This is a genomic window from Luteibacter pinisoli, assembly GCF_006385595.1.
GTDB lineage: Bacteria > Pseudomonadota > Gammaproteobacteria > Xanthomonadales > Rhodanobacteraceae > Luteibacter > Luteibacter pinisoli.
Genome location: NZ_CP041046.1, coordinates 2,732,812 through 2,752,911, shown reverse-complemented (window position 1 = coordinate 2,752,911; position 20,100 = coordinate 2,732,812). Strand labels below are relative to the sequence as shown.

Here is a 20,100-nt window from a genome sequence, read left to right as displayed (position 1 = left end):
CATGGCCCTCGGCGCGTCGTTGCAGCGACGTTGGTACGGCGTGGGCCACCCGCCCTGGTGGACGCGCCCGCTCGAAGCGCTATACGCCCGCGTGATCCGCCGCCGCGCCGAGGATTTCCGCGCGGACCCGTCGAAGGTCGTGCGGCTGCCCGTCCCTGTCGTGGTGGTGGGCAACATCACCCTCGGCGGCACCGGCAAGACCCCGCTCATCGTGGCGCTGGCCCAGGCCATGGCCGAGCGCGGCTTCCGGCCCGGCATCGTCAGCCGGGGCTACGGCGGCAGCGAGCGCGGCCCGTACCTGCTCAAGGACGATGACGATCCGGCGGTGGTCGGTGACGAGCCCGCCTTGATCCGCCAGGGCGGTTTTCCCGTGGCCATCGGTCGCGAACGCCCCGAAGCCGCAAACCGCCTCATCGATGCCGGCTGCGACCTCATCCTTGCCGACGACGGCCTGCAGCATCATCGCCTCGGCCGCGACGTGGAAATCTGCGTCATCGATGGCGAGCGCCGCCTCGGCAACGGCCACCTGTTGCCTGCGGGTCCACTGCGCGAGCCGGCGACGCGGCTGGCCGAGGTCGACTTCATCGTCGTCAACGGCGGCACGCCGCAGCCCAACGAAATCCCGATGCGGCTGGAAGGCGGCACCGCGGTGAACATGGACGACCCCACGCTGAGCGCGCCGCTAAGCGACTTCGCGGGCCGTCCAGCGCATGCCGTCGCCGGCATCGGCAATCCGTCACGGTTCTTCGCCAGCCTCGCCAGCCACGGCATCGCCGTCGACGGCCATCCCTTTGCCGACCACCACGCGTTCACCCGCGACGACTTCCTGTTCGCCGACGGCTGCCCGGTGCTGATGACCGACAAGGACGCCGTGAAATGCCGGGCGTTCGCTCGCGCGAACTGGTGGCGCGTGCCGGTACGCGCGGTGTTGCCTGAGTCCTTCTGGGACGCGGTCGCCGCGATGGTGCGTGCTGCGCGTTAATCGGTTCATTCGCTTGCGCGAATGCATGTGACTAGCGGCTGACGCCGCCTTGCCTTTGTGGCTTTCGCGGGGCGGGGACGGCAAGGGCCCTGGTGCCGCCGGACGCAGTCCTTGCGGAGCGGGCCGTAGTTCCGCCATCGCTAAACCCGATAACTGAGCGGCCCTCTGCTTACGTCGGCCCCAGGGCTCCATGCCGTCAACGTCAGAGCGCTAGAGCGTTGTCCGCCCCGGACAACAATATGTCCGCGGACAGCATGCCTTCACGCTGCGACGCCCTCGACCGCATGGCATGATCCCTGCACGATTCCGTTCCAACGTCGCGGCGGGGGCTGCGGCGAAGGAACCAGGGGAGAGACGGATGCTCGGCGGATATTACGTGCGGCTCGCGATGACGAGCATGCGGCACAAGCCTGTGCTGGTTGCCATGATGGTGCTGGCGCTCGCCTTCGGCGTGGCGATGAGCATGTCGGCGTTTACCATCCTGCATACGATGGCGCGGGATCCCATTCCCGAAAAATCATCCCAGCTCTATGCGGTGCAGATCGACAACGGTGGCCCGCGCAGCCGCAAGCCCGGTGACAACGAACCGCCCGCGCAGGTGACCTGGCGCGACGCGTCCGCGTGGCTGTCGATGCATCGCGCCACCCGAGAGGCGGCGATGCTCCAGGTCGGCCTGACCCTGAAGGCCGACGGGGAAGCAGGGAAGGGCACGCATGTCGCCGGCCGCGCCACATCGGCCCCGTTCTTTACGATGTTCGACGTGCCGTTGCGCTACGGCCGCGGCTGGACAGACGCCGAAGAAGGCGACCGTGCCCGCGTCGCGGTGATCTCGTCCGCGCTCAACGACCGCGTCTTCGGCGGCGAAAACAGCGTGGGCCGTACGCTCCTCCTCAACGGCGATGCGTGGCGCGTGATCGGCGTTGCCGGCCCGTGGGATCCCCGGCCGCGCTTCTTCGACGTGGCCGGCGGCCAGGCGTTCGACGAAGGCGAGGATGTGTACCTCCCGCTGCAGACCGCCGTCAGCCTGGAAATGGAAACGATGGGCTACGAATACTGCGACGCCGGCCCGCGCGGTGATACCTACGCGGATCTCCTGGCATCGGAGTGCGTCTGGCTGCAGTACTGGGCCGAGTTGCCCTCGACGGCAGACGCCCGGCATTACGCGGAAGGGCTGACGACGTATGCCGAGGGTCAGCGCGCCGCCGGCCGCTTCGGCTGGCCCGCCAACATCCGCCTGAGCAACGTCCGCGACTGGCTGGTCGCGCGCAAGGTCGTCAGCGATGACGCGCGGCTTTCGGTCATCGTCGCCTTCGGCTTCCTCGCCATCTGCATCGTCTGCGCGCTCGCGCTGATGCTGGCCCGTTCACTCGAACGCTCCGGCGAATACAGCCTGCGTCGCGCCCTTGGCGCCAGCCGCCGCACTGTTTTCCTGCAGGCCGCGACCGAAGCCGGACTGATCGGCAGCGCAGCGGGCGTGCTCGGCATCGCCTTCACCCTCGGCGCGCTGGGCCTGATGCGCGACCTGTTCCCCGGCGACCTGGCGCGTATCGCCGTGATCGATGGCCCACTCCTCGCGGGCACCGTCGCACTCGCCGCCGCCTCCGCGGTGCTGGCCGGCATCTACCCCGCGTGGCTGGCCATGCGCACGGCGCCGGGCATCCAGCTCAAGGGAGGCCTGTGATGTTCAACGATATCGCTCCCATCCTCGCCGCCCTCAAGCGCGGCCGCCTCGGCGCCGGCCTGCTGGTGCTGCAGATCGCGCTGACGCTCGCCATCGTCGGCAACATCGTCTTCCTCATCGGCACGCACACCGCCCATCTGTCGCGGCCCACCGGCGTGGACGAGCCGGACCTGTTTGCCCTCGGCTATCTCCTCGACAACCCCGGCAGTGCGCACGGCCAGCGCGAGGCCGATCTTGCCGCACTGCGCCGCCTGCCTGCCGTCACCGACGCGGTCGCCACCAACAGCTACCCGCTGCGCGGCAGTGGATGGGTCGAAGGCATCAGCCTGCACCCCGGCGCACGCGACATCCAGGCCCAGCAAGGCAACGTCGACCTCTACACCTTCGACGAGCGTGGCGTCGCCACGCTGGGCCTGCGGCTCATCGAAGGCCGCGACTTCCGCCAGGACGACATCACCGACGGCAGCTACAACCGCGCGCCACTACCCCCGGTCGTCCTCATCACGCGCTCCATCGCCGAACGCCTGTTCCCCGGCCGCTCGGCGCTCGGGCAGACCATCTATCTCACACCCGAACCCGACCATCCGTTGCGCGTCGTCGGCATCCTCGACCGCCTGCAAACCCACGACGCGGCAAACACCACCGACACCGCCACTGCCGAAGACTCCGTCGTCCTGCCTCTGCGCGACCACGGCCCGCGCGGCCTCTACCTCGTCCGCGCCAAACCCGGCCAGCTCGCCGCCGCCATGACCGCCGCCGGCGCCGCGTTACGCGAAGCCAACCCCCAACGCACCTTCGGCAAGCTGCGCCCCCTCAGCGAAATACGCGCCACCGCCTACGAACGCGACCGCGCCATGGCCATCAGCCTGACAATCATCTGCGCCATCCTCGTCTTCGTCACCGCACTAGACATCGTCGGCCTCACCGGCTTCTGGGTCGAACGCCGCAAACGCCAGATCGGCATCCGCCGCGCCCTCGGCGCCACCCGCACCGGCGTCATCCGCTACTTCCTCATCGAAAACGCCATGCTCTGCGGCGCAGGCGTCATCGTCGGCGCCGCCGCAGCATGGGCCCTCAACTACGCCCTAGGCCTGCGCTACGGCGTACCACCGCTCCCGCTATGGATGATCGCCGCAAGCGCCATCGCCATCCTCACCCTAGGCCAGGCCTCCGCCTCCTTCCCCTCAACCCGAGCAGCTCGTATCGATCCCGCCAAAGCCATTCGCGCCTGTTGAGTTGCGCCACAGGGCCCAAGCTCTTGCGGTGGCTTTCCGTCACGAAACCTCTGCAATGACGGGAGTCCTGGGTGCCCACCCTCGAGGCGAGTTTAGTGTCGCGAGGGGGCTGGAAGGATCAGGCCCGCAGGGGGTGGGCCATGGAGGGCCCACCGTTTTCGCCACGACAGGGAATGTCGTGTCGAAAACCCCCGCCCAGCCACCGGTTCGCGGCCGTAGGCCAATAGGAAAACCAGCCGCGTAGCGGCTCTCCTTTTCGAACGCAGAGCGTTGTCTGAGCAGCGAGGGTGGGCACCCAGGGCTCCTCTGCGACCACGTCAGAGCGCTACCGCGAAGGCGAAGCCGAGCCCTATCGGAAGCCCAAAAAGAAAAAGGCCGGGACATGCCCGGCCTCTCCAAAGTAATCCGCGCCGCCGCAATTACTGCACGCGCTGCACATTACCTTTCTCATCGACGACCACAATATCGCCCTGACGAATCGACGAAGCATCCGCCACCGTCACATTCGTATAACCACCCGTACCCATCTTCAAGCGCAGCGTATAGCTCTCACCGCCGCCGCCCTTACCAATCGCATTACCCGCAAAACCACCGCCCACGGCACCCGCCACCGTCGCCACCTTGCGGCCATTACCGCGGCCCACCTGGTTGCCCAGCACGCCACCCGCGATCGCGCCAATCACCGCGCCCGCCGTGCCGTGGTCACGGCCCTGGGTAATATTCGTTTCAATACTCTGCACCACGCCACACTGGTCGCAACGCACGTAAATGCCATCAGGGCGCGTCAGCGTGGCGGCAGCGGCCGGCATCGCAACCGCCGAGGCGAGCAGGGCGGCCACGGGGATGGCGAGGATGGTCTTGATGTTCATGGAGATCTCCTATTCGCGGGGCCGGACAGGGAAGGGGACCGCGCGTACGCACAGTCTAAGCATTCCAACTGAACGGATTTAGATCGGCATTCGCATTTCACGCACACGGTGGATACTACGCCGATGACTACCGCCATCGTCTGGTTCCGCCGGGACCTCCGTCTTGCAGATAATCCCGCCCTCGTCGCCGCCACCCAGGGCTACGACCGGGTCATCCCCCTCTACATCCACGCCCCGCACGAAGAGGGCGAATGGGCGCCGGGGGCCGCCAGCCGCTGGTGGCTGCACCATTCCCTGGCCTCCCTGGATACCGGGCTGAAGCACCATCGGGGCGCCTTGCAGGTGGTGGCGGCCTCGACGTCCGCACCCGCCGACGGCGGCGGCAGCCTCGGGGCCCTGCGTGCGGCGATCAAGGCCACCGGCGCCACCGCGGTCTACTTCAACCTGCTCTACGACCCGCTGATCCGCAAGCGCGACGAGAAGGTGCGCAAGGCGCTCGAGGCCGACGGCCTCGACGTCGCGTCGTTCAACGCCAGCCTGTGGTGCAACCCCTGGGAAACGTCCACGAAGGAAGGCGAGCCCTACCGCGTCTTCACCCCGTTCTGGCGCAACCTGCGGACCCGCATCGACGAGCAGGGCCCACTCGACACGCCGGCGCCGCTGCACCTGGGCACCGTGCCGAAGTCCGATGACCTCGACAGCCTCGCCCTGCTGCCCACCCTCGACTGGGCCAAAGGGTTCGACGAATGGACGCCCGGCGAAGAGGGCGCACAGGAGATGCTCAGCCTGTTCGCCGACGACGCCGTCGGCCACTACGACACCGGCCGCGACCTGCCGGCCCGGCATGGCACCTCGCGGCTGTCGCCGCACCTGCACTTCGGCGAGATCTCGCCGCGCCAGGTGGCGGATCGCCTGCGTGCGCACTTCGCCCGCCGCAAGAACGCCCCCGACCTTGAGCCTTACCTGCGCCAGCTCGGGTGGCGCGAGTTCGGGCACCATCTGCTGTGGCACTTCCCGGACACGCCGAAGAAGAACTTCAACAAGAAGTTCGATGCGTTCCGCTGGGCGAAACGCGACGCCCACGCGCTGCGTCGCTGGAAGCAGGGCAAGACCGGCATCCCCATCGTCGACGCCGGGATGCGCGAGCTGTGGGCCACCGGCTGGATGCACAACCGCGTGCGCATGCTGGTCGCCAGCCTGCTCACCAAGAACCTGCGCCAGCACTGGGTGCTGGGCGAGAAGTGGTTCTGGGACACCCTGGTGGACGCCGACCTGGCCAACAATGCCATGGGCTGGCAGTGGGTCGCGGGCAGTGGTGCGGATGCGTCGCCGTACTTTCGCATCTTCAACCCGGTGACCCAGTCGGAGAAGTTCGACGCCGAGGGCGCCTACATCCGCCGCTGGGTGCCCGAGCTGCGCGACGCCCCCGGCCGGCTGGTGCACGCGCCGTGGGAAGACGCCGCGTTCCTCAAGCGCTCCGGCTACCCGTCGCCCATCGTCGACCTGAAAAGCAGCCGCGAGGACGCGCTTACGGCGTACCAGAAGGCGCGCGGGGCTCCCGCAGGAGCAACGCGAGAATAGGCGGCGTCACCATCGCGGTGAGCAGCGACATCGCCACGATCACCGCGTAGATCGTCTCGTCGAACACGCCCGCGGCAAGCCCGAGGCTGGCGATCACCACGCCCACCTCGCCACGCGGGACCATGCCAAAGCCGACGATGGCCGCGCCGCGACGGCCGAGCTTGAGCGCGCCGAGGAAGCCGCCGGCGAGCTTGGAGACGATGGCGATGACGGTGACAACCAGCAGCGCCCACAGCGCACTCGCGTTGCCCAGGGCAGCCAGGTTCACTTTCGCACCCGTCACCACGAAGAAGAACGGGGTGAGGAAGGCGAGCAGGGGCGCGGTCTGTTCCTCCAGCTGATGCCGCTGGCGGGTTTCCGAGGCAATCATGCCGGCGAGGAAGGCACCGATGATCGCGGCAAGGTGGAAGCGCATCGACAGGTAGGCCAGGCCCAGGCAAAGGGCCAGGACGATGGCCAGCGGTGACATCGGATGGCTGGGCTTGTCGAGCCAGCCGGAGCCGCGGCGCATCACCCGCGTGCCGCCCCAGCCGATCACCGCCACAAAACCGATCGCGCCGACCAGCGTGCCGACGAGGCTGCCCACGTCGACGTTGCCGCCGCCCTGCAGGGACGACACGACGCCGAGCAGGAGCATGGCGAGGATGTCATCGATGACGGCGGCGCCGAGGATGATCCGCGCCTCCTGGCGCTGCAGCACGCCGAGCTCCTGCAGCACGCGCGCGGTGATGCCGGCCGAGGTGGCGACGAAGGCCGCGGCGACGAACATGGAGCGGATCCAGTCGAAGCCCGAGCCGTGCGCCCACAGTGCGCCGAGCACGAACGGGATGAACACGCCAAGCACGCCGACGAGGAAGGCGCTGGCGCCGACCTTCTTCAGGTCGTCGAGCCGCGTTTCCAGTCCCACTGAGAAAAGGAGCAGGATGACGCCGATTTCGGCGAGCACATCCAGCGGCGTGCCGATGGCGATATCCGGCAGGGACACCCAGCCGAGGGCACTGGGGCCGATGGCACAGCCGGCGGCGATTTCGCCCACCACGGCCGGTAATTTAAGGCGTTGCGCGATCTCGCCACCGATCTGCGCGGCGACGAAAATAGCGAAAAGGGTAAGCAGGATGCCTGCCGAGTCGTGCATGGTGATCGTTCCTGATCCGACGCCGCCAAAAGGCGCGGCACCCCGAGCGTAGCCGCTAACCGGCCGCGCTGGCGACCTTCGGTTCACGCGTGTCGCGCAGGCGGCTGAAGATCCAGCTGGCCGCCAGGGTAATCAGGCCCATGGTGATCACCGACCAGCGGAACGCCCACACGTACGGGTGCTTGTCCGAGGTGCCCAGGAAGCCGGCCATCAGCAGGGTGGCCAGCGCGATGCCAAAACTCATCGACAGGTACTGCGCGGTCGAGGCCATGGACGAGGCCATCGAGGCCTGCTTCACGTCCACGTCCACATAGGCCAGCGTGTTCATTGAGGTGTACTGCACCGACATCACCGCGCCGTAGACGTAGACGAACAAGGCGATGATCCACGTCGGCGTATCGGTATCCAGCAGCGCGAACGAGCAGAGCACGCCGCTGACGAGGATGGTGTTGCCGAGCAGCAGCCGGCGATAGCCGAAGTGGGCGAGCAGGCGGTGGATGAACGGCTTGACCGAGATCGAGCCCAGCGCCTGCGGCACCATCATCATGCCGGCCACCAGCGGCGACCAGCCACAGCCGATCTGCAGGAACAGCACCAGCAGCAGGTACATGCCAGAGACGCCCAGGCGGGTGAACAGGTTGCCGGCCAGGGCCACCCATACGCTGCGGATCTTCAGCAGCGACAGGTCGCTCACGGGGTACGCCACCCGGCGGCTATGCCGCACGTAAAGCGCGCCCAGCGCCAGGGCGCCCACCGCGCATGCGGCGATCCACAGCGGCTGGCCGTGGCCGCCCAGCGTTTCGGCCATCAGCAGCGCCAGGGCGGAGGTGCCGGCGAACAGCACGAAGCCGAGGGTATCGAAGGGATTGGCGCGGTCGGGCCGGAAGTCGGGCATCTCGCGCTTGTTCAGCCACAGGCCGACCAGGCTCACGGGCACGTTGAGCAGGAAGATCAGCCGCCAGTGGGTGTATTCCACGATGGCACCGCCGAGTAGCGGCCCGAACACGGAGCCGAGCAGGCCGAAGGTGGCCACGGTGCTCATCGAGCTGACGAAGTCGCGGCGGTCGATGCTGCGCACCAGCACGTAGCGGCCCACCGGCATCAGCGCGGCGCCGCCCAGGCCCTGCACGATGCGCGAGGCCACCAGCTGCGGCAGCGTCTGTGCGATACCGCACAACAGCGAGCCCAGCGCGAACACCAGGATGGCGCCGCCATACACCTTGCGCGTGCCGAAGCGGTCGCACAGCCACGGGCTCATCGGGATGAAGATCGCCAGGGTCAGCACGTAGCTGGTCAGCGCCGTGCGCATGCTCAGCGGGGTCACGTCCAGCGCGTTGGCGATGGACGGCACGGCCGTGTTGACGATGGTGGAATCCAGCGCCTGCATGAAGAAGCCGGCCGCCACCAGCCAGATCAGGCCGCGATAGCGGGCCTTGCTCGAGGGCTGGGCGGGGGCCAGGGCCGGGGTGTCGGTGGGGAGCGGGTGGACGTCAGGGACGGTGGGCTGGGTAATGACGTCATCGGCGGGCATGGCCTGCGGATTATAACGGAAGCCGGATGTTGCTTTTGACGCGTCTTCGGCCGACCCTTTAGGGTCGCGTCAGTTCCGCGCTTCATCACAGGCCTTGCACATGTCCCCAGCCATCGCCCCCGTCGACGCCGTCGCGCGTGCCACCGAGCTGCGCCAGCGCATCGAAGACGCGAATTACCGCTACCACGTCCTCGACAACCCGACGATCCCGGACGCCGACTACGACAAGCTCATGCGTGAGCTGGAGGCGCTGGAAGCGCAGTACGCGGAGCTCGCCACGGCCGATTCGCCGACCCGTCGCGTGGGCGCCCGCGCGCACGGCGGTTTCGCTGAAGTCACCCATGCGGTGCCGATGCTCTCGCTGGGCAACGCGTTCGAGACTGAAGGCGACAGCGACCGCGAGAAGTACCGCGAGGTGGCCGATTTCGAGCGCCGGATCGAGCAGACCCTCGGACGCCGCGAGCCGGTGTTCTCGGTGGAGCCGAAGCTCGATGGCCTCGCGATCAGCCTGCGCTACGAAAACGGCGTGTTCGTGCAGGGCGCGACGCGTGGCGATGGCGCGGTGGGCGAGGACGTTACCGCCAACCTGCGCACCGTCAAGGCGATTCCGCTGCGCCTGCGCGGCGAAGGCTGGCCGCGGGTGCTGGAGGTGCGTGGCGAAGTGATCATGCCGCGCGCCGGCTTCGAGGCCTTCAACGAACGCGCCCGCGCCACCGGCGACAAGCCGCTGGCCAACCCGCGCAATGGCGCCGCGGGCTCGCTGCGCCAGCTGGATCCGGCGATTACCGCGAAGCGCCCGCTGGCCTTCTTCGCCTACGCCGTGGGCCGCGTCGAGGAGGGCGAACTGCCGGACACGCATTCCGCCACGCTGCAGAAGCTGCGCGAGTGGGGTTTCCCGGTATCGCCGGAAGTTTCGACGGCGAAGGGCTTCGAGGGCCTCATCGCGTACTTCCGCAAGATCGGCGCGAAGCGTGACAGCCTGCCGTATGACATCGATGGCGTGGTCTACAAGCTCGACGACTACGCCGGCCAGCAGGAAATGGGCTTCGTCTCGCGCGCGCCGCGCTGGGCCATCGCGCACAAATACCCCGCGCAGGAACAGACGACGACGGTGGAGGCGATCGAGATCCAGATCGGCCGCACCGGTGCCGCCACGCCCGTGGCACGGCTCACGCCCGTGCAGGTCGGCGGTGTTACCGTCACCAACGCCACGCTGCATAACGCCGACCAGGTGGCGCGTCTCGACGTGCGCGTGGGCGACACCGTGATCGTGCGTCGCGCCGGCGATGTCATCCCGGAAGTGGCCCGCGTGGTGGAAGACCAGCGCCCCGCACACACCGTGCCCTGGCAGATGCCGGCCACCTGTCCGGTGTGCAACTCGGAAATCATCCGTGAGGAAGGCGCGGCGGCGTATCGCTGCTCGGGTGGCCTGATCTGCGCCGCGCAGCGCAAGGAGGCGATCATTCATTTCGCGTCCCGCCGTGCCATGGATATCGACGGCCTGGGCGATCGTTTCGTCGACGCGCTGGTCGAGTTCGACATGGTCAAGACGCCGGCCGACCTTTACGGGCTCACCGTGGAGCGCTTCATCGACATGAAGCGCCGCGCCGACGAGCGCGACGGCAGCACGCCGGAGACGGTGAAGCAGGGCAAGGTCGCGACCAAGTGGGCGGAGAACCTCGTCGAGTCGATCGAGGCAAGCAAGAACTCGACGCTGCCGCGCTTCCTGTTCGGCCTGGGCATCATGCACATCGGCGAGAGCACGGCGAAGACGCTGGCCCTGTGGCTGGGCTCGCTGTCCTATGTACGCAGCACGCCGGCGCCGGTGCTGCGCGTCCTGCCGGATATCGGCGACGAGGTGGCCACGTCCATCGCGGCGTTCTTCGCGCAGGAAGGCAATGAGAAGGTGGTCGATGCGCTGCTGGCGGCCGGCATTACATTCGCCGACGAGGGCGCGCCGTCGCCCAAGCTTCGCGACCGCCTCGGCCTCGACGTGCTGCTGGATTCGGCCAAGATCAGCAAGCTCGGCCCGAAGAGCACGGCGCTGCTGGGCAAGCAGTACGCCTCGCTGGAAGCGCTGGTGACGGCCAGCGAGCACCAGTGGATCGTGGCGGGCGTGCCGCAGGCCGCCGCCTCCAACCTCACCGCCTACCTGGCGAATGAACGCCAGGCCGCCGAGCTCGCCCGCAGCGACTGGGCCATGCGCGCCTTGCTGGATGCCTTGCCGGCGAAGTCGGCGGCAGCGTTGCCGCTGGAAGGCCACACCTACGTCATCACCGGCACCATGGACACGCTCAAGCGCGATGACGCCACCGAGCGCCTCGAATCGCTCGGCGCCAAGGTGGCCGGTTCGGTCTCGAAGAAAACCACGGGCGTGTTCGCGGGCGAAGCGGCCGGTTCAAAGCTGGACAAGGCCAACGAGCTCGGCGTGCCGGTACACACCGAGGCCGACCTCATCGCCTTGCTCGCGCAACATGGCGTCGCGCCATGAGCAAGGACATGAAGCAGCTCCACCTGCGTGCGCAGACCTATGCGCGGATCCGCACGTTCTTCGCCGGGCGCAAAGTGCTGGAAGTGGAAACGCCCATGCTCTCGGCGGCCGGCAATACGGACCCGAACATCCAGAGTTTCCACACCCGCTTCAGCGGCCACGTGGATGCCGGCGCCCCGCAGCGCTGGCTGCGTACGTCGCCGGAGTTCCCGCTCAAGCGCCTGCTAGCCGCAGGCGTGGGTGACTGCTACGAGCTGGGTCGCGTATTCCGCGACGGCGAGGCCGGCGGCCGGCACAACCCCGAATTCACCATGCTTGAGTGGTACCGGGTGGGCTGGGATGAAAGCCAGCTGGCGCGCGAGGTGCTCGACCTGCTGGAGCAACTGATGCTGCAGGCCGGCCGCAACTTCAACATCGTGGAGACCACCTACCGTGGCCTGTTCCACGACGCCCTGGGCGTGGATGCGCTCACCGACCCGGTGGAGCGTCTGCAGGCCGCCCTGGGCGACGTGGGCCTCAACGGCGAAGGCCTCACCCGCGACGACTGGCTCGACCTGCTGATGACCCATCGCATCCAGCCGACCTTCACCCGCGATCGCATCACCGTGGTCTCGGACTTCCCGGCCTCGCAATGCGCGCTGGCGCGCATCCGCCACGAGGATCCGCCGGTGGCCGAACGCTTCGAGGTGTACGTCGGCCCGTATGAAGTGGCCAACGGGTACCACGAGCTCAACGATCCGAAGGAACAGCGCGCGCGGTTCGAACGCGATAACGCGGTACGTCGCGAACGCGGCGCGGTGGAAGTGCCCATCGACGAGAAGCTGCTCGCCGTGCTCGGCAAGATGCCCGACTGCGCGGGCGTGGCCCTGGGCGTGGAGCGCCTGCTGATGGTGCTGGCCGATACCGACCGCATTGCCGACGTGCTCGCGTTCCCGTTCGACGAGGCCTGAGCATGCTGAAGGCCATCCACCATGTCGCCATCATCTGCTCGGACTATCCGCGGTCGAAGGCGTTCTACACCGAGGTGCTCGGATTGAGCGTGGTCCACGAGGTGTACCGCGCGGCGCGCGATTCGTGGAAGCTGGACCTGGAAGTGTCACCCGGCGTGCAGATCGAGCTGTTTTCGTTTCCTTCGCCGCCGCCGCGCGTGTCGCGGCCGGAAGCCCAGGGCCTCCGGCATATCGCGTTCGCCGTGGACGATATCGACGCGGCCGTGGCGCGGGTGAGTTCGCACGGCGTGGCCTGCGAACCCATCCGCGTCGACGAATACACCAGCAAGCGCTTCACCTTCTTCGCCGACCCGGACGACCAGCCCATCGAGCTCTACGAAACCTGAGCGGCGAGGGTGCCTAGAACTCGAGTTCCTGCGCCGCGCACAGGTAATCCACCATCGGCGCAAGGCGCTTGAAGGTGTCGACGACGAACGGCAGCAGTTCCGTGGAGCACGCCAGGGCCTCGTCGAAGTTTTGCCCGGCGGCGAAGTTCTTCCGCTTCAGGTCTTCGATCAGCTCGTGGGTCGGATCGAACCCGCGCGGCGGCCGCACCAGGCTTTCGCCCCACCACGAAAAGCGCTCGGTGAACGCCTTCGTATGCGTGGCACGCTTCCACGAATCCGGATTGTCGGCGAGGAAGTCGCGCAGCTTTTTCAGTACCGGCGGTTCCGGGTGCCACATGCCACCGCCGGCGAAGCAGTCGCCCGGCTGGATGTGCAGGTAGAAGCCCGGCGCCTGGATCTCGTGCCGGCGCTCGTGGAAGAAGCGCGAGCCCTGCCAGTTCTTGTACGGCTGCTTGTCGTTGGCGAAGCGCGTATCGCGATGGATGCGGTACAGCGAGCCGCCGACCTTGCGCGGGTCGGCGCGGTAATGCGTGCTGATCTTCGCCAGCGGCGCCTGCAGGTCGGTGATCAGCTGCGTGAACGGCTCGCGCACGTGGCGCTCGTAGTCGGCCTTGTGGTCCTGGAACCACTCGCGGCTGTTGTTGCGGGCCAGCGCCTTGAAGAACTTGAAGGTGGCGGGCGTGAAATAGGCGGTATGCGGCATCGGTCGGTGGACTCTAGAGCAGGGTTTCGCCCCAGGCCTCCAGCTCGTCGAGCAGGGGCAGGGGCGCGCCGGGCAACAGGCGCAGGGTAGCCAGTTCGGTGGTGTAGTCGGCCAGGGTCAGCGTGGTCAGCGGGCCGTGGCGGGTGAGGCGGTCGACGCGGAAGGCTTCCCAGCGTTCGTATTCGTCCACGCTCAGGGTGTCGGGCCAGTTGCGGGCACGGTAGCGGAACAGCAGCTCGGCGTAGCGCGGGTCGCGGAAGGTGAAGCGGCCGCTGCCCAACTGGGCCGGCGGCGTCGCGCGCACTTCGGCAAGCAGGCGGCGGTCGGCATCGGGCAGGAAACCGCCGTACAGGGCCAGCTCCGGATCGCCGGCCGGCGGCATGTCCGCGGCCTGGCCGTAGACCCGGCGCAGCTTTTCCGCCAGGCCAGGGGCGGCCTGCAGCATCGCCAGGTGCTTCTCCACCAGGGCCATGTCCAGGCCCAGCCGTGCGTGGTCCGCGCCCTTCAGCACGGACAGCGGCGCCAGCGCCGGCGCGTGGTTGGCGCGCACGGTGCGCAGGGCGATCCGCTCCACGCCCTCGGGCAGGTCGGCCCGGGAGGTGAACACGCGGTCGGCGATGTCGCCGTCGTCCAGGCTGAGCAGGTCGGTCGGGTCGGCGCTGAGGTCGTACACAATCACCTCGCCGGAGCGCGAGGGGTGCGCCGAGAGCGGCACCACCACGGTGAGGCATTGCCGGCTGGCCGGGTAGCGGGACGAGACGTGGACCACGGGCGTCATCGCCGCCACGTCCAGCAGTTCGAACACGCGCTGCTTGCGGCGCAGGGCGAAGTACCAGTCCCACAGCTTGGGCTGGTGCGTGCGGATCAGCCGGGCCAGCCCGATCAGGGCCTCCACGTCGGACAGCGCATCGTGGGCGCGGTCCTGCTTGAGGTGGTTGGCCGTGGCCAGGTGCTCCAGCTTGAAGCTGGGCGTGCCGTCCTCGCGGGTGGGCCAGGTGATGCCTTCCGGGCGCAGGGCCTGGCACAGGCGGACCAGGTCGATCAGGTCCCAGCGCGAGTTGCCGTTCTCGTATTCACGGGCGTACGGCTCGTAGAAATTGCGATACAGGATGTGCCGGGTGAACTCGTCGTCGAAGCGCAGCGAGTTGTAGCCCACGCCGCAGGTGCCCGGCATGGCCAGCTGCTCATGCACCACGGCGGCAAATTCCGCCTCGGAGAGGCCTTCACGCTCGGCCTTCTGCGGGGCGATGCCGGTGATCAGGCAGGCCGCCGGCTGCGGCGGCATGTCCCGCGGCGGCTTACAGTAGACCATCACCGGCTCGCCGATGATCTCGAGGTTGGCATCGGTACGGATGCCGGCGAACTGGCTGGGGCGGTCCCGTCGCGGGTCGGCGCCAAAGGTTTCGTAGTCGTGCCAGAAGAAGGTCGGTTCGGCCATCACGCGATCATCGCATGCAGGGGGAGGGGACGGCGAGGTAGACTGGCTAATACAAAGGAGCTCCCATGACGCCAGCGCACGACGACAACCTCATCTGGATTGACCTGGAAATGACCGGGTTGGACACGGATAACGATTCCATCCTGGAGATCGCCACCGTGGTGACGGACAAGGATCTGAACGTGCTTGCCGAAGGGCCGGTGTTCGCCATCAGCCACGCGGATGCGCGCCTGCAGCAGATGGACGCGTGGAACCGCAACCAGCACATGCGCTCGGGCCTGTGGGGCCGCGCGGTGGAGTCGGATGCCACGCCGGAAGAGGCCGAGGCCGCCACCATCGCCTTCCTGCAGAAGTGGGTGCCCGCGGGCAAGTCGCCGATGTGCGGCAACTCCATCTGCCAGGACCGCCGCTTCATGCATCGCGAGATGCCGAAGCTGGAGCGCTATTTCCACTACCGCAACCTCGACGTGTCGACGCTGAAAGAGCTGTCGCGCCGCTGGTCGCCGGAGATCGCCAAGGGCTTCGCGAAGGATTCGGCGCACACCGCGCTGTCCGACATCCGCGACTCCATCGACGAGCTGCGCTACTACCGCCGTTTCCTCGGCCCCCTGGCCGGCCCGAACCCGGGCTGAGGGCACCGCCATGGATCTCTTCGCCACCTCCCTGGACTGCAACGGCCGCGCGCTCGTGCTGGATCGCCCGCGGGTGGCAGGCATCGTCAACGTCACGCCGGATTCGTTCTCCGACGGTGGCCAGCACGCCTCGCTGGAAGCGGCTTACGCCCATGCGATGCGCCTGGCGGAAGAGGGGGCGGACATGCTCGACGTGGGGGGCGAGTCCACCCGCCCGGGCGCGGACGATGTCTCCGCCGAGGAAGAAATCCGCCGCGTGGTGCCGTTGATCGAACGGCTGGCCGCGGAGACGACCCTGCCGATTTCCGTGGACACCTCCAAGCCCGAGGTGATGCGCGCGGCCGTGGCCGCGGGCGCGGGCCTGATCAACGACGTGTTCGCCCTGCGCCGCGAAGGCGCGCTGGACACCGCGGCGGAGCTGCGCGTGCCGGTATGCCTCATGCATATGCAGGGCGAGCCGCGCGGCATGCAGGACGACCCCCGGTACGACGACGTCGTGGGTGAAGTCCATCGTTTCCTTACCGATCGCCTGTTCGCCTGCGAGCTGGCCGGCATCGACCGCCGCCGCGTGCTGGTGGACCCGGGCTTCGGATTCGGCAAGAACCTCGAGCACAACCTGGCCCTGCTGCGGGCGACCGCCCGCTTCGCGGAGCTGGGCGCGGGGGTGTTCGTCGGCCTGTCGCGCAAGAGCATGATCGGCCAGCTCACCGGCCGCAGCGAGCCCGCTGCCCGGGCCGCCGGCTCCGTGGCCGGGGCACTGATCGCCGTGCAGCGCGGCGCCGTCATCGTGCGCGTCCATGACGTGGCCGCCACCGTCGACGCCCTGGCCGTGTGGCACGCCGTGAAGGCGGGCGACACCGCGCCCCGCGTGGACAAGCCCGCCATGCCGCGCTGGCCGGACGACGAGTAGCCGTCTGGCGGATTAGCACGGGCGGTTGGGCGGGGTATCATTCGCCGTCCCAGGAAGGAGTTAGCACCATGAGCGAACGTAAATACTTCGGTACCGACGGTATCCGGGGGCAGGTCGGCAGCTACCCGATCAGCGCCGATTTCATTCTCCGCCTGGGCCGCGCCGCCGGTGCCGTGCTGGCGCGCCGCCGCGCCGCCGACAAACGCCCGGTGGGTAGCGGTACCGACCGTCGTGACCCGTCGCGCAAGGTCCTGGTGGTGATCGGCAAGGACACGCGAGTGTCCGGTTACATGTTCGAATCCGCCCTGGAGGCCGGTCTTGTCGCTTCCGGCGCCGACGTCCGCCTGCTCGGCCCGATGCCCACCCCGGGCGTGGCCTACCTCACCCGTTCCCTGCGCGCCGATGCCGGCATCGTCATCAGCGCCTCGCATAACCCGCACCAGGACAACGGCATCAAGTTCTTCTCCGGTCACGGCGAGAAGCTCGACGACGCGCTCGAGGCTGAAATCGAGGCGGAGCTCGAGGCCGATTTCGCCACGGTGGCCTCCGAGGCGCTGGGCAAGGCCAAGCGCGTGGACGACGCGGTGACCCGCTACGCGGAGTTCTGCAAGTCCACGGTGGCCGACGATTTCTCGCTGGCGGGCATGAGCATCGTGCTCGATTGCGCCCACGGCGCCACCTACCAGGTCGCCCCCATGGTGTTCCGCGACCTGGGCGCGGACGTCACCACCATCGGCGCCGAGCCGGATGGCCTGAACATCAACCGCGGCGTCGGTTCCACGGCCCCGGAAGCGCTGGCCCGCGCCGTGGTCGAGCGGGGTGCGGACCTCGGCATCGCTTTCGATGGCGACGGCGACCGTGTCCGCATCGTCGACAGGGACGGCACGGTGACCGACGGTGACGACATGCTTTACGTCATCGCCCGGCACTGGAAGCAGAAAGCCGCGCTGCCGGGCCCGGTGGTCGGCACCCTGATGAGTAACTACGGGCTGCAGCGCGCGCTCAAGCAGCTGGAGATTCCCTTCGTCCGCGCCAACGTGGGCGACCGCTACGTGCTCCAGCAGCTGAAGGAGCACGGTGGCCTGCTCGGTGGCGAAACCTCCGGCCACGTGCTGTGCCTGGATCGCTTCACCACCGGTGACGGCATCGTCGCCGCCCTGGCCCTGCTTGAATCGCTCGCCGAAACCGGCGAAACCTTTGGCGCCGCCCGCGCCGGGCTGGTCAAGTTGCCGCAGACGATGGTCAACGTCCGCGTCGAGGGCGCCAAGGCCGCCCTGGGCACGGCCACCGTCCGGCAGGCCCTGGCCGAGGTGGAGGCCGCGCTGGAGGGCCGTGGCCGCGTGGTGCTGCGCGCGTCCGGCACCGAGCCGCTGGTGCGGGTGACCATCGAGGCGGCCGACGCCGCGGAAGTGGAACGGCTGGCGGGACACCTCGCCGAGGCGGTAAAATCTGCAGCCCAGGCCACCGCCTGAGCCCAAATGACGCCTCCGGCCGGCGCGGTCACCCCGCGCCGGCTTTTTCATGCCCGCAAGCAGGTAACACCATGAAGAAGGTCCCCACCCTCGATATCCGCCGCTACGACACCGATCGCGACGCCTTCGTCGCCGAACTCGGCGCCGCGTATCGTGAATTCGGTTTCTGCTGCATCAGCGGCCACGGCATTCCCAAGGACGCCATCGATGGCGCGTACGACGTGTTCAAGGCGTTCTTCGCGCTGCCCGACGACGTCAAGCGCAAGTACCACATCGCCGGCAGCGGTGGCGCCCGCGGCTACACCCCGTTCAAGGTGGAAACGGCGAAGGATTCGAAGTTCGCCGACCTGAAGGAGTTCTGGCACGTCGGCCGCGAGATCCCGCGCGATTCGAAGTTCGCCGACGTGATGCCGCCCAACGTGTGGCCGACGGAAGTGCCGGGTTTCAAGGAGAAGGGCTACGGCATCTACGAAGCGCTGGACCAGCTCGGCGCCCGCGTGCTGCGCGCCCTGGCCCTGCACATCGACCTGCCGGAGCATTTCTTCGACGACAAGATCAACGTCGGCAACTCCATCCTGCGCCCGATCCACTACCCGCCGATCGAGCAGGCCGACGTGCCCAACGTGCGTGCGGGCGCGCACGAGGACATCAACTTCATCACCCTGCTGGTGGGCGCGAGCGCGGCCGGCCTGGAAGTGCTCACGCGTGAAGGCGACTGGCTGCCGATCACCTCCGAAGGCGACGCCATCGTGGTGAACATCGGCGACATGCTGCAGCGCCTGACCAACCACGTGTACCCGTCCACCACCCACAGGGTGACCAACCCGCAGGGTGACGGCGCGCGCAAGCCGCGCTATTCGGTGCCGTTCTTCCTGCACCCGAACCCGGACGTGGTGCTGGACGTGCTGCCCTCGTGCATCACCCCGGAGAACCCGAAGCGTTATCCGGAGCCGATCACGGCCCATGAGTACCTCATGGAACGCCTGCGCGAAATCAAATTGATCTGACATCCGCTTAGCGGGTTTTTCACCGGGAGGGCCGCACAGTCGAACCTCCCGGCCGTTGTTCCCCCGGAGACACCCGCCATGACTTCCAGCCCGCGTCCGCAGGCCAAGCGTTCCTATTCCCGCAAGAAAGGTGCCGTGCGCTCGCTGGCCCAGCGTGCCCGCCGCGCCCGCACCGTGCGCGCCCGCGGCAAGGCCTAGGGCGCCACCAGGTCCGATGGATCGACCTGCTCACCCCGGTGCAGCCAGGGGTGGGCGAACACCGCCGCCAGGATGACGGCCACCCCCAGGTAAAACGCCCAGCCCAGTTCCCGCTGCTCGCCGAGCAGCGGAATCGCCAGGACGATCGCGTACACCGGCTCCAGGTTGGTCACCATCTGCGTGGCGAACGCCGAGAGGTGCCGCAGCGCCGAGAGCGCCAGGGCGAAGGGGAGCAGGGTGCAGCCAAAGGCCAGCACCACCATCAGCACGGCATCGTGCGCATCGGGCAGGACGAACGACGGCCCGGCCATGAACGGCGCGGCCAGGGTCAGGAACACGGTGCCCGCGCCCAGCTCCACGAAGGTGACCGTCAGCGAGTCCGCGTGTTCGATGTAGCGCTTGTTCAACGCGCCGAAGAACGCCACGAACAGCGCGGAGAGCACGCCCACCGCCAGGCCCAGCCGCATGTCGCCCGGCAAGCCGCCCGCCACCAGGGCCACGCCCGGGACGACGGCAGCGCCGAGCATCAGCTCGCGCGGATCAAACGGCCGCTTCGCGATCCATGGTTCCACCACGGCGAGGAAGGCCGGGCACAGCGCGATGCATGTCGCCGCGACCGAGGCGTTGGCCAGCTTGATCGCCCCGTAGAAGGTGAGCCAGTGCAGCGCCACGACCACGCCGATGCCCGCGTAAATGGCCAGCATCTTCCGCGGCGTGGCGCGTAGCCCGCGCCACACGCGGGGGACGCAGAGCAGGGCGGCGGACACCAGCAGCATGCGCCACCACACCAGCGGCAACGCCGCCAGCGTGATCAGCTTGCCGAGGATGGCGGTAAAGCCCCACAGCAGGACGCAGAAGTGGATCTGGAAGTGGGCTTTGCGAGTCGGCGACATGCGCAA

17 protein-coding genes are annotated in these 20,100 nt (G+C 68.2%); 11 read left to right on the top strand and 6 right to left on the bottom strand.

Annotated features, from left to right (window positions below):
- Position 1 precedes the first annotated feature (1 nt).
- The 3 genes from lpxK to FIV34_RS12475 all read left to right on the top strand — a co-directional run bounded on the left by lpxK (position 2) and on the right by FIV34_RS12475 (position 3,898).
- Complete coding sequence (gene lpxK / locus FIV34_RS12485) at positions 2-982, top strand: tetraacyldisaccharide 4'-kinase (RefSeq protein WP_139983228.1); 981 nt, start codon at positions 2-4, stop codon at positions 980-982.
- A gap of 397 nt (positions 983-1,379) precedes the next feature.
- Positions 1,380-2,663 (top strand): ABC transporter permease, encoded by a 1,284-nt coding sequence (locus FIV34_RS12480; protein WP_170207621.1) that lies wholly within the window; start codon positions 1,380-1,382, stop codon positions 2,661-2,663.
- The gene (locus tag FIV34_RS12475) at positions 2,663-3,898 is read left to right on the top strand and encodes an ABC transporter permease (RefSeq protein ID WP_139983224.1); all 1,236 of its coding nucleotides are present in this window, start codon (positions 2,663-2,665) and stop codon (positions 3,896-3,898) included. The genes FIV34_RS12480 and FIV34_RS12475 overlap by 1 nt, the downstream gene beginning before the upstream one ends.
- Positions 3,899-4,317: 419 nt before the next feature.
- Here FIV34_RS12475 and FIV34_RS12470 read toward each other — a convergent pair whose 3' ends face one another.
- A complete protein-coding gene (locus FIV34_RS12470) occupies positions 4,318-4,767 on the bottom strand; it encodes a glycine zipper 2TM domain-containing protein (RefSeq protein ID WP_139983222.1) in 450 nt (149 codons plus the stop codon).
- Between the two features lie 123 nt (positions 4,768-4,890).
- On the opposite strand from FIV34_RS12470, the gene FIV34_RS12465 reads away from it, so the two are divergent.
- Positions 4,891-6,348, top strand: coding sequence for a cryptochrome/photolyase family protein (locus FIV34_RS12465; RefSeq protein WP_139983220.1), 1,458 nt, complete (start codon positions 4,891-4,893; stop codon positions 6,346-6,348).
- Here FIV34_RS12465 and FIV34_RS12460 read toward each other — a convergent pair.
- Positions 6,296-7,483, bottom strand: coding sequence for a cation:proton antiporter (locus FIV34_RS12460; RefSeq protein WP_139983218.1), 1,188 nt, complete (start codon positions 7,481-7,483; stop codon positions 6,296-6,298). The two genes, FIV34_RS12465 and FIV34_RS12460, sit on opposite strands and share 53 nt — an antisense overlap.
- A 55-nt stretch (positions 7,484-7,538) precedes the next feature.
- Positions 7,539-9,014 carry an MFS transporter gene (locus FIV34_RS12455; protein ID WP_139983216.1) on the bottom strand — a complete coding sequence of 492 codons (1,476 nt, stop codon included), beginning with the start codon at positions 9,012-9,014 and terminating at the stop codon, positions 7,539-7,541.
- A 100-nt stretch (positions 9,015-9,114) separates the two neighbouring features.
- On the opposite strand from FIV34_RS12455, the gene ligA reads away from it, so the two are divergent.
- From ligA to gloA2, 3 genes are read left to right on the top strand one after another with little or no spacing between them, the layout of a single operon-like run.
- Positions 9,115-11,505, top strand: a complete 2,391-nt coding sequence (gene ligA / locus FIV34_RS12450; protein ID WP_139983214.1) for an NAD-dependent DNA ligase LigA — start codon at positions 9,115-9,117, stop codon at positions 11,503-11,505.
- Positions 11,502-12,455 carry an EF-P lysine aminoacylase EpmA gene (gene epmA, locus FIV34_RS12445; RefSeq protein WP_139983212.1) on the top strand — a complete coding sequence of 318 codons (954 nt, stop codon included), beginning with the start codon at positions 11,502-11,504 and terminating at the stop codon, positions 12,453-12,455. The genes ligA and epmA overlap by 4 nt, the downstream gene beginning before the upstream one ends.
- 2 nt (positions 12,456-12,457) lie before the next feature.
- Entirely contained in the window at positions 12,458-12,841 is a 384-nt protein-coding gene (gene gloA2, locus FIV34_RS12440) for an SMU1112c/YaeR family gloxylase I-like metalloprotein (protein ID WP_139983210.1), read from the top strand.
- 13 nt (positions 12,842-12,854) lie between these two features.
- Here gloA2 and FIV34_RS12435 read toward each other — a convergent pair whose 3' ends face one another.
- Together FIV34_RS12435 and sbcB are read right to left on the bottom strand one after the other, a co-directional pair.
- Positions 12,855-13,544 carry a DUF2461 domain-containing protein gene (locus tag FIV34_RS12435; RefSeq protein ID WP_139983208.1) on the bottom strand — a complete coding sequence of 230 codons (690 nt, stop codon included), beginning with the start codon at positions 13,542-13,544 and terminating at the stop codon, positions 12,855-12,857.
- Positions 13,545-13,557: 13 nt separating this feature from the next.
- Entirely contained in the window at positions 13,558-14,982 is a 1,425-nt protein-coding gene (gene sbcB, locus FIV34_RS12430; protein ID WP_139983206.1) for an exodeoxyribonuclease I, read from the bottom strand.
- A 65-nt stretch (positions 14,983-15,047) separates the two neighbouring features.
- Here sbcB and orn point away from each other — a divergent pair, with 65 nt between their 5' ends.
- The 4 genes from orn to FIV34_RS12410 all read left to right on the top strand — a co-directional run bounded on the left by orn (position 15,048) and on the right by FIV34_RS12410 (position 19,003).
- Positions 15,048-15,614: an oligoribonuclease gene (orn, locus tag FIV34_RS12425; RefSeq protein WP_139983204.1), complete on the top strand. Its 567-nt coding sequence runs from the start codon at positions 15,048-15,050 to the stop codon at positions 15,612-15,614.
- A gap of 10 nt (positions 15,615-15,624) precedes the next feature.
- Entirely contained in the window at positions 15,625-16,524 is a 900-nt protein-coding gene (gene folP, locus FIV34_RS12420; protein WP_139983202.1) for a dihydropteroate synthase, read from the top strand.
- Positions 16,525-16,592: 68 nt separating this feature from the next.
- Positions 16,593-17,996 carry a phosphoglucosamine mutase gene (gene glmM, locus FIV34_RS12415; protein ID WP_139983200.1) on the top strand — a complete coding sequence of 468 codons (1,404 nt, stop codon included), beginning with the start codon at positions 16,593-16,595 and terminating at the stop codon, positions 17,994-17,996.
- A gap of 71 nt (positions 17,997-18,067) precedes the next feature.
- Positions 18,068-19,003 (top strand): isopenicillin N synthase family dioxygenase, encoded by a 936-nt coding sequence (locus FIV34_RS12410; RefSeq protein WP_139983198.1) that lies wholly within the window; start codon positions 18,068-18,070, stop codon positions 19,001-19,003.
- Positions 19,004-19,197: 194 nt separating this feature from the next.
- Here FIV34_RS12410 and FIV34_RS12405 read toward each other — a convergent pair whose 3' ends face one another.
- A complete protein-coding gene (locus tag FIV34_RS12405; RefSeq protein ID WP_139983196.1) occupies positions 19,198-20,094 on the bottom strand; it encodes a DMT family transporter in 897 nt (298 codons plus the stop codon).
- Positions 20,095-20,100 lie beyond the last annotated feature (6 nt).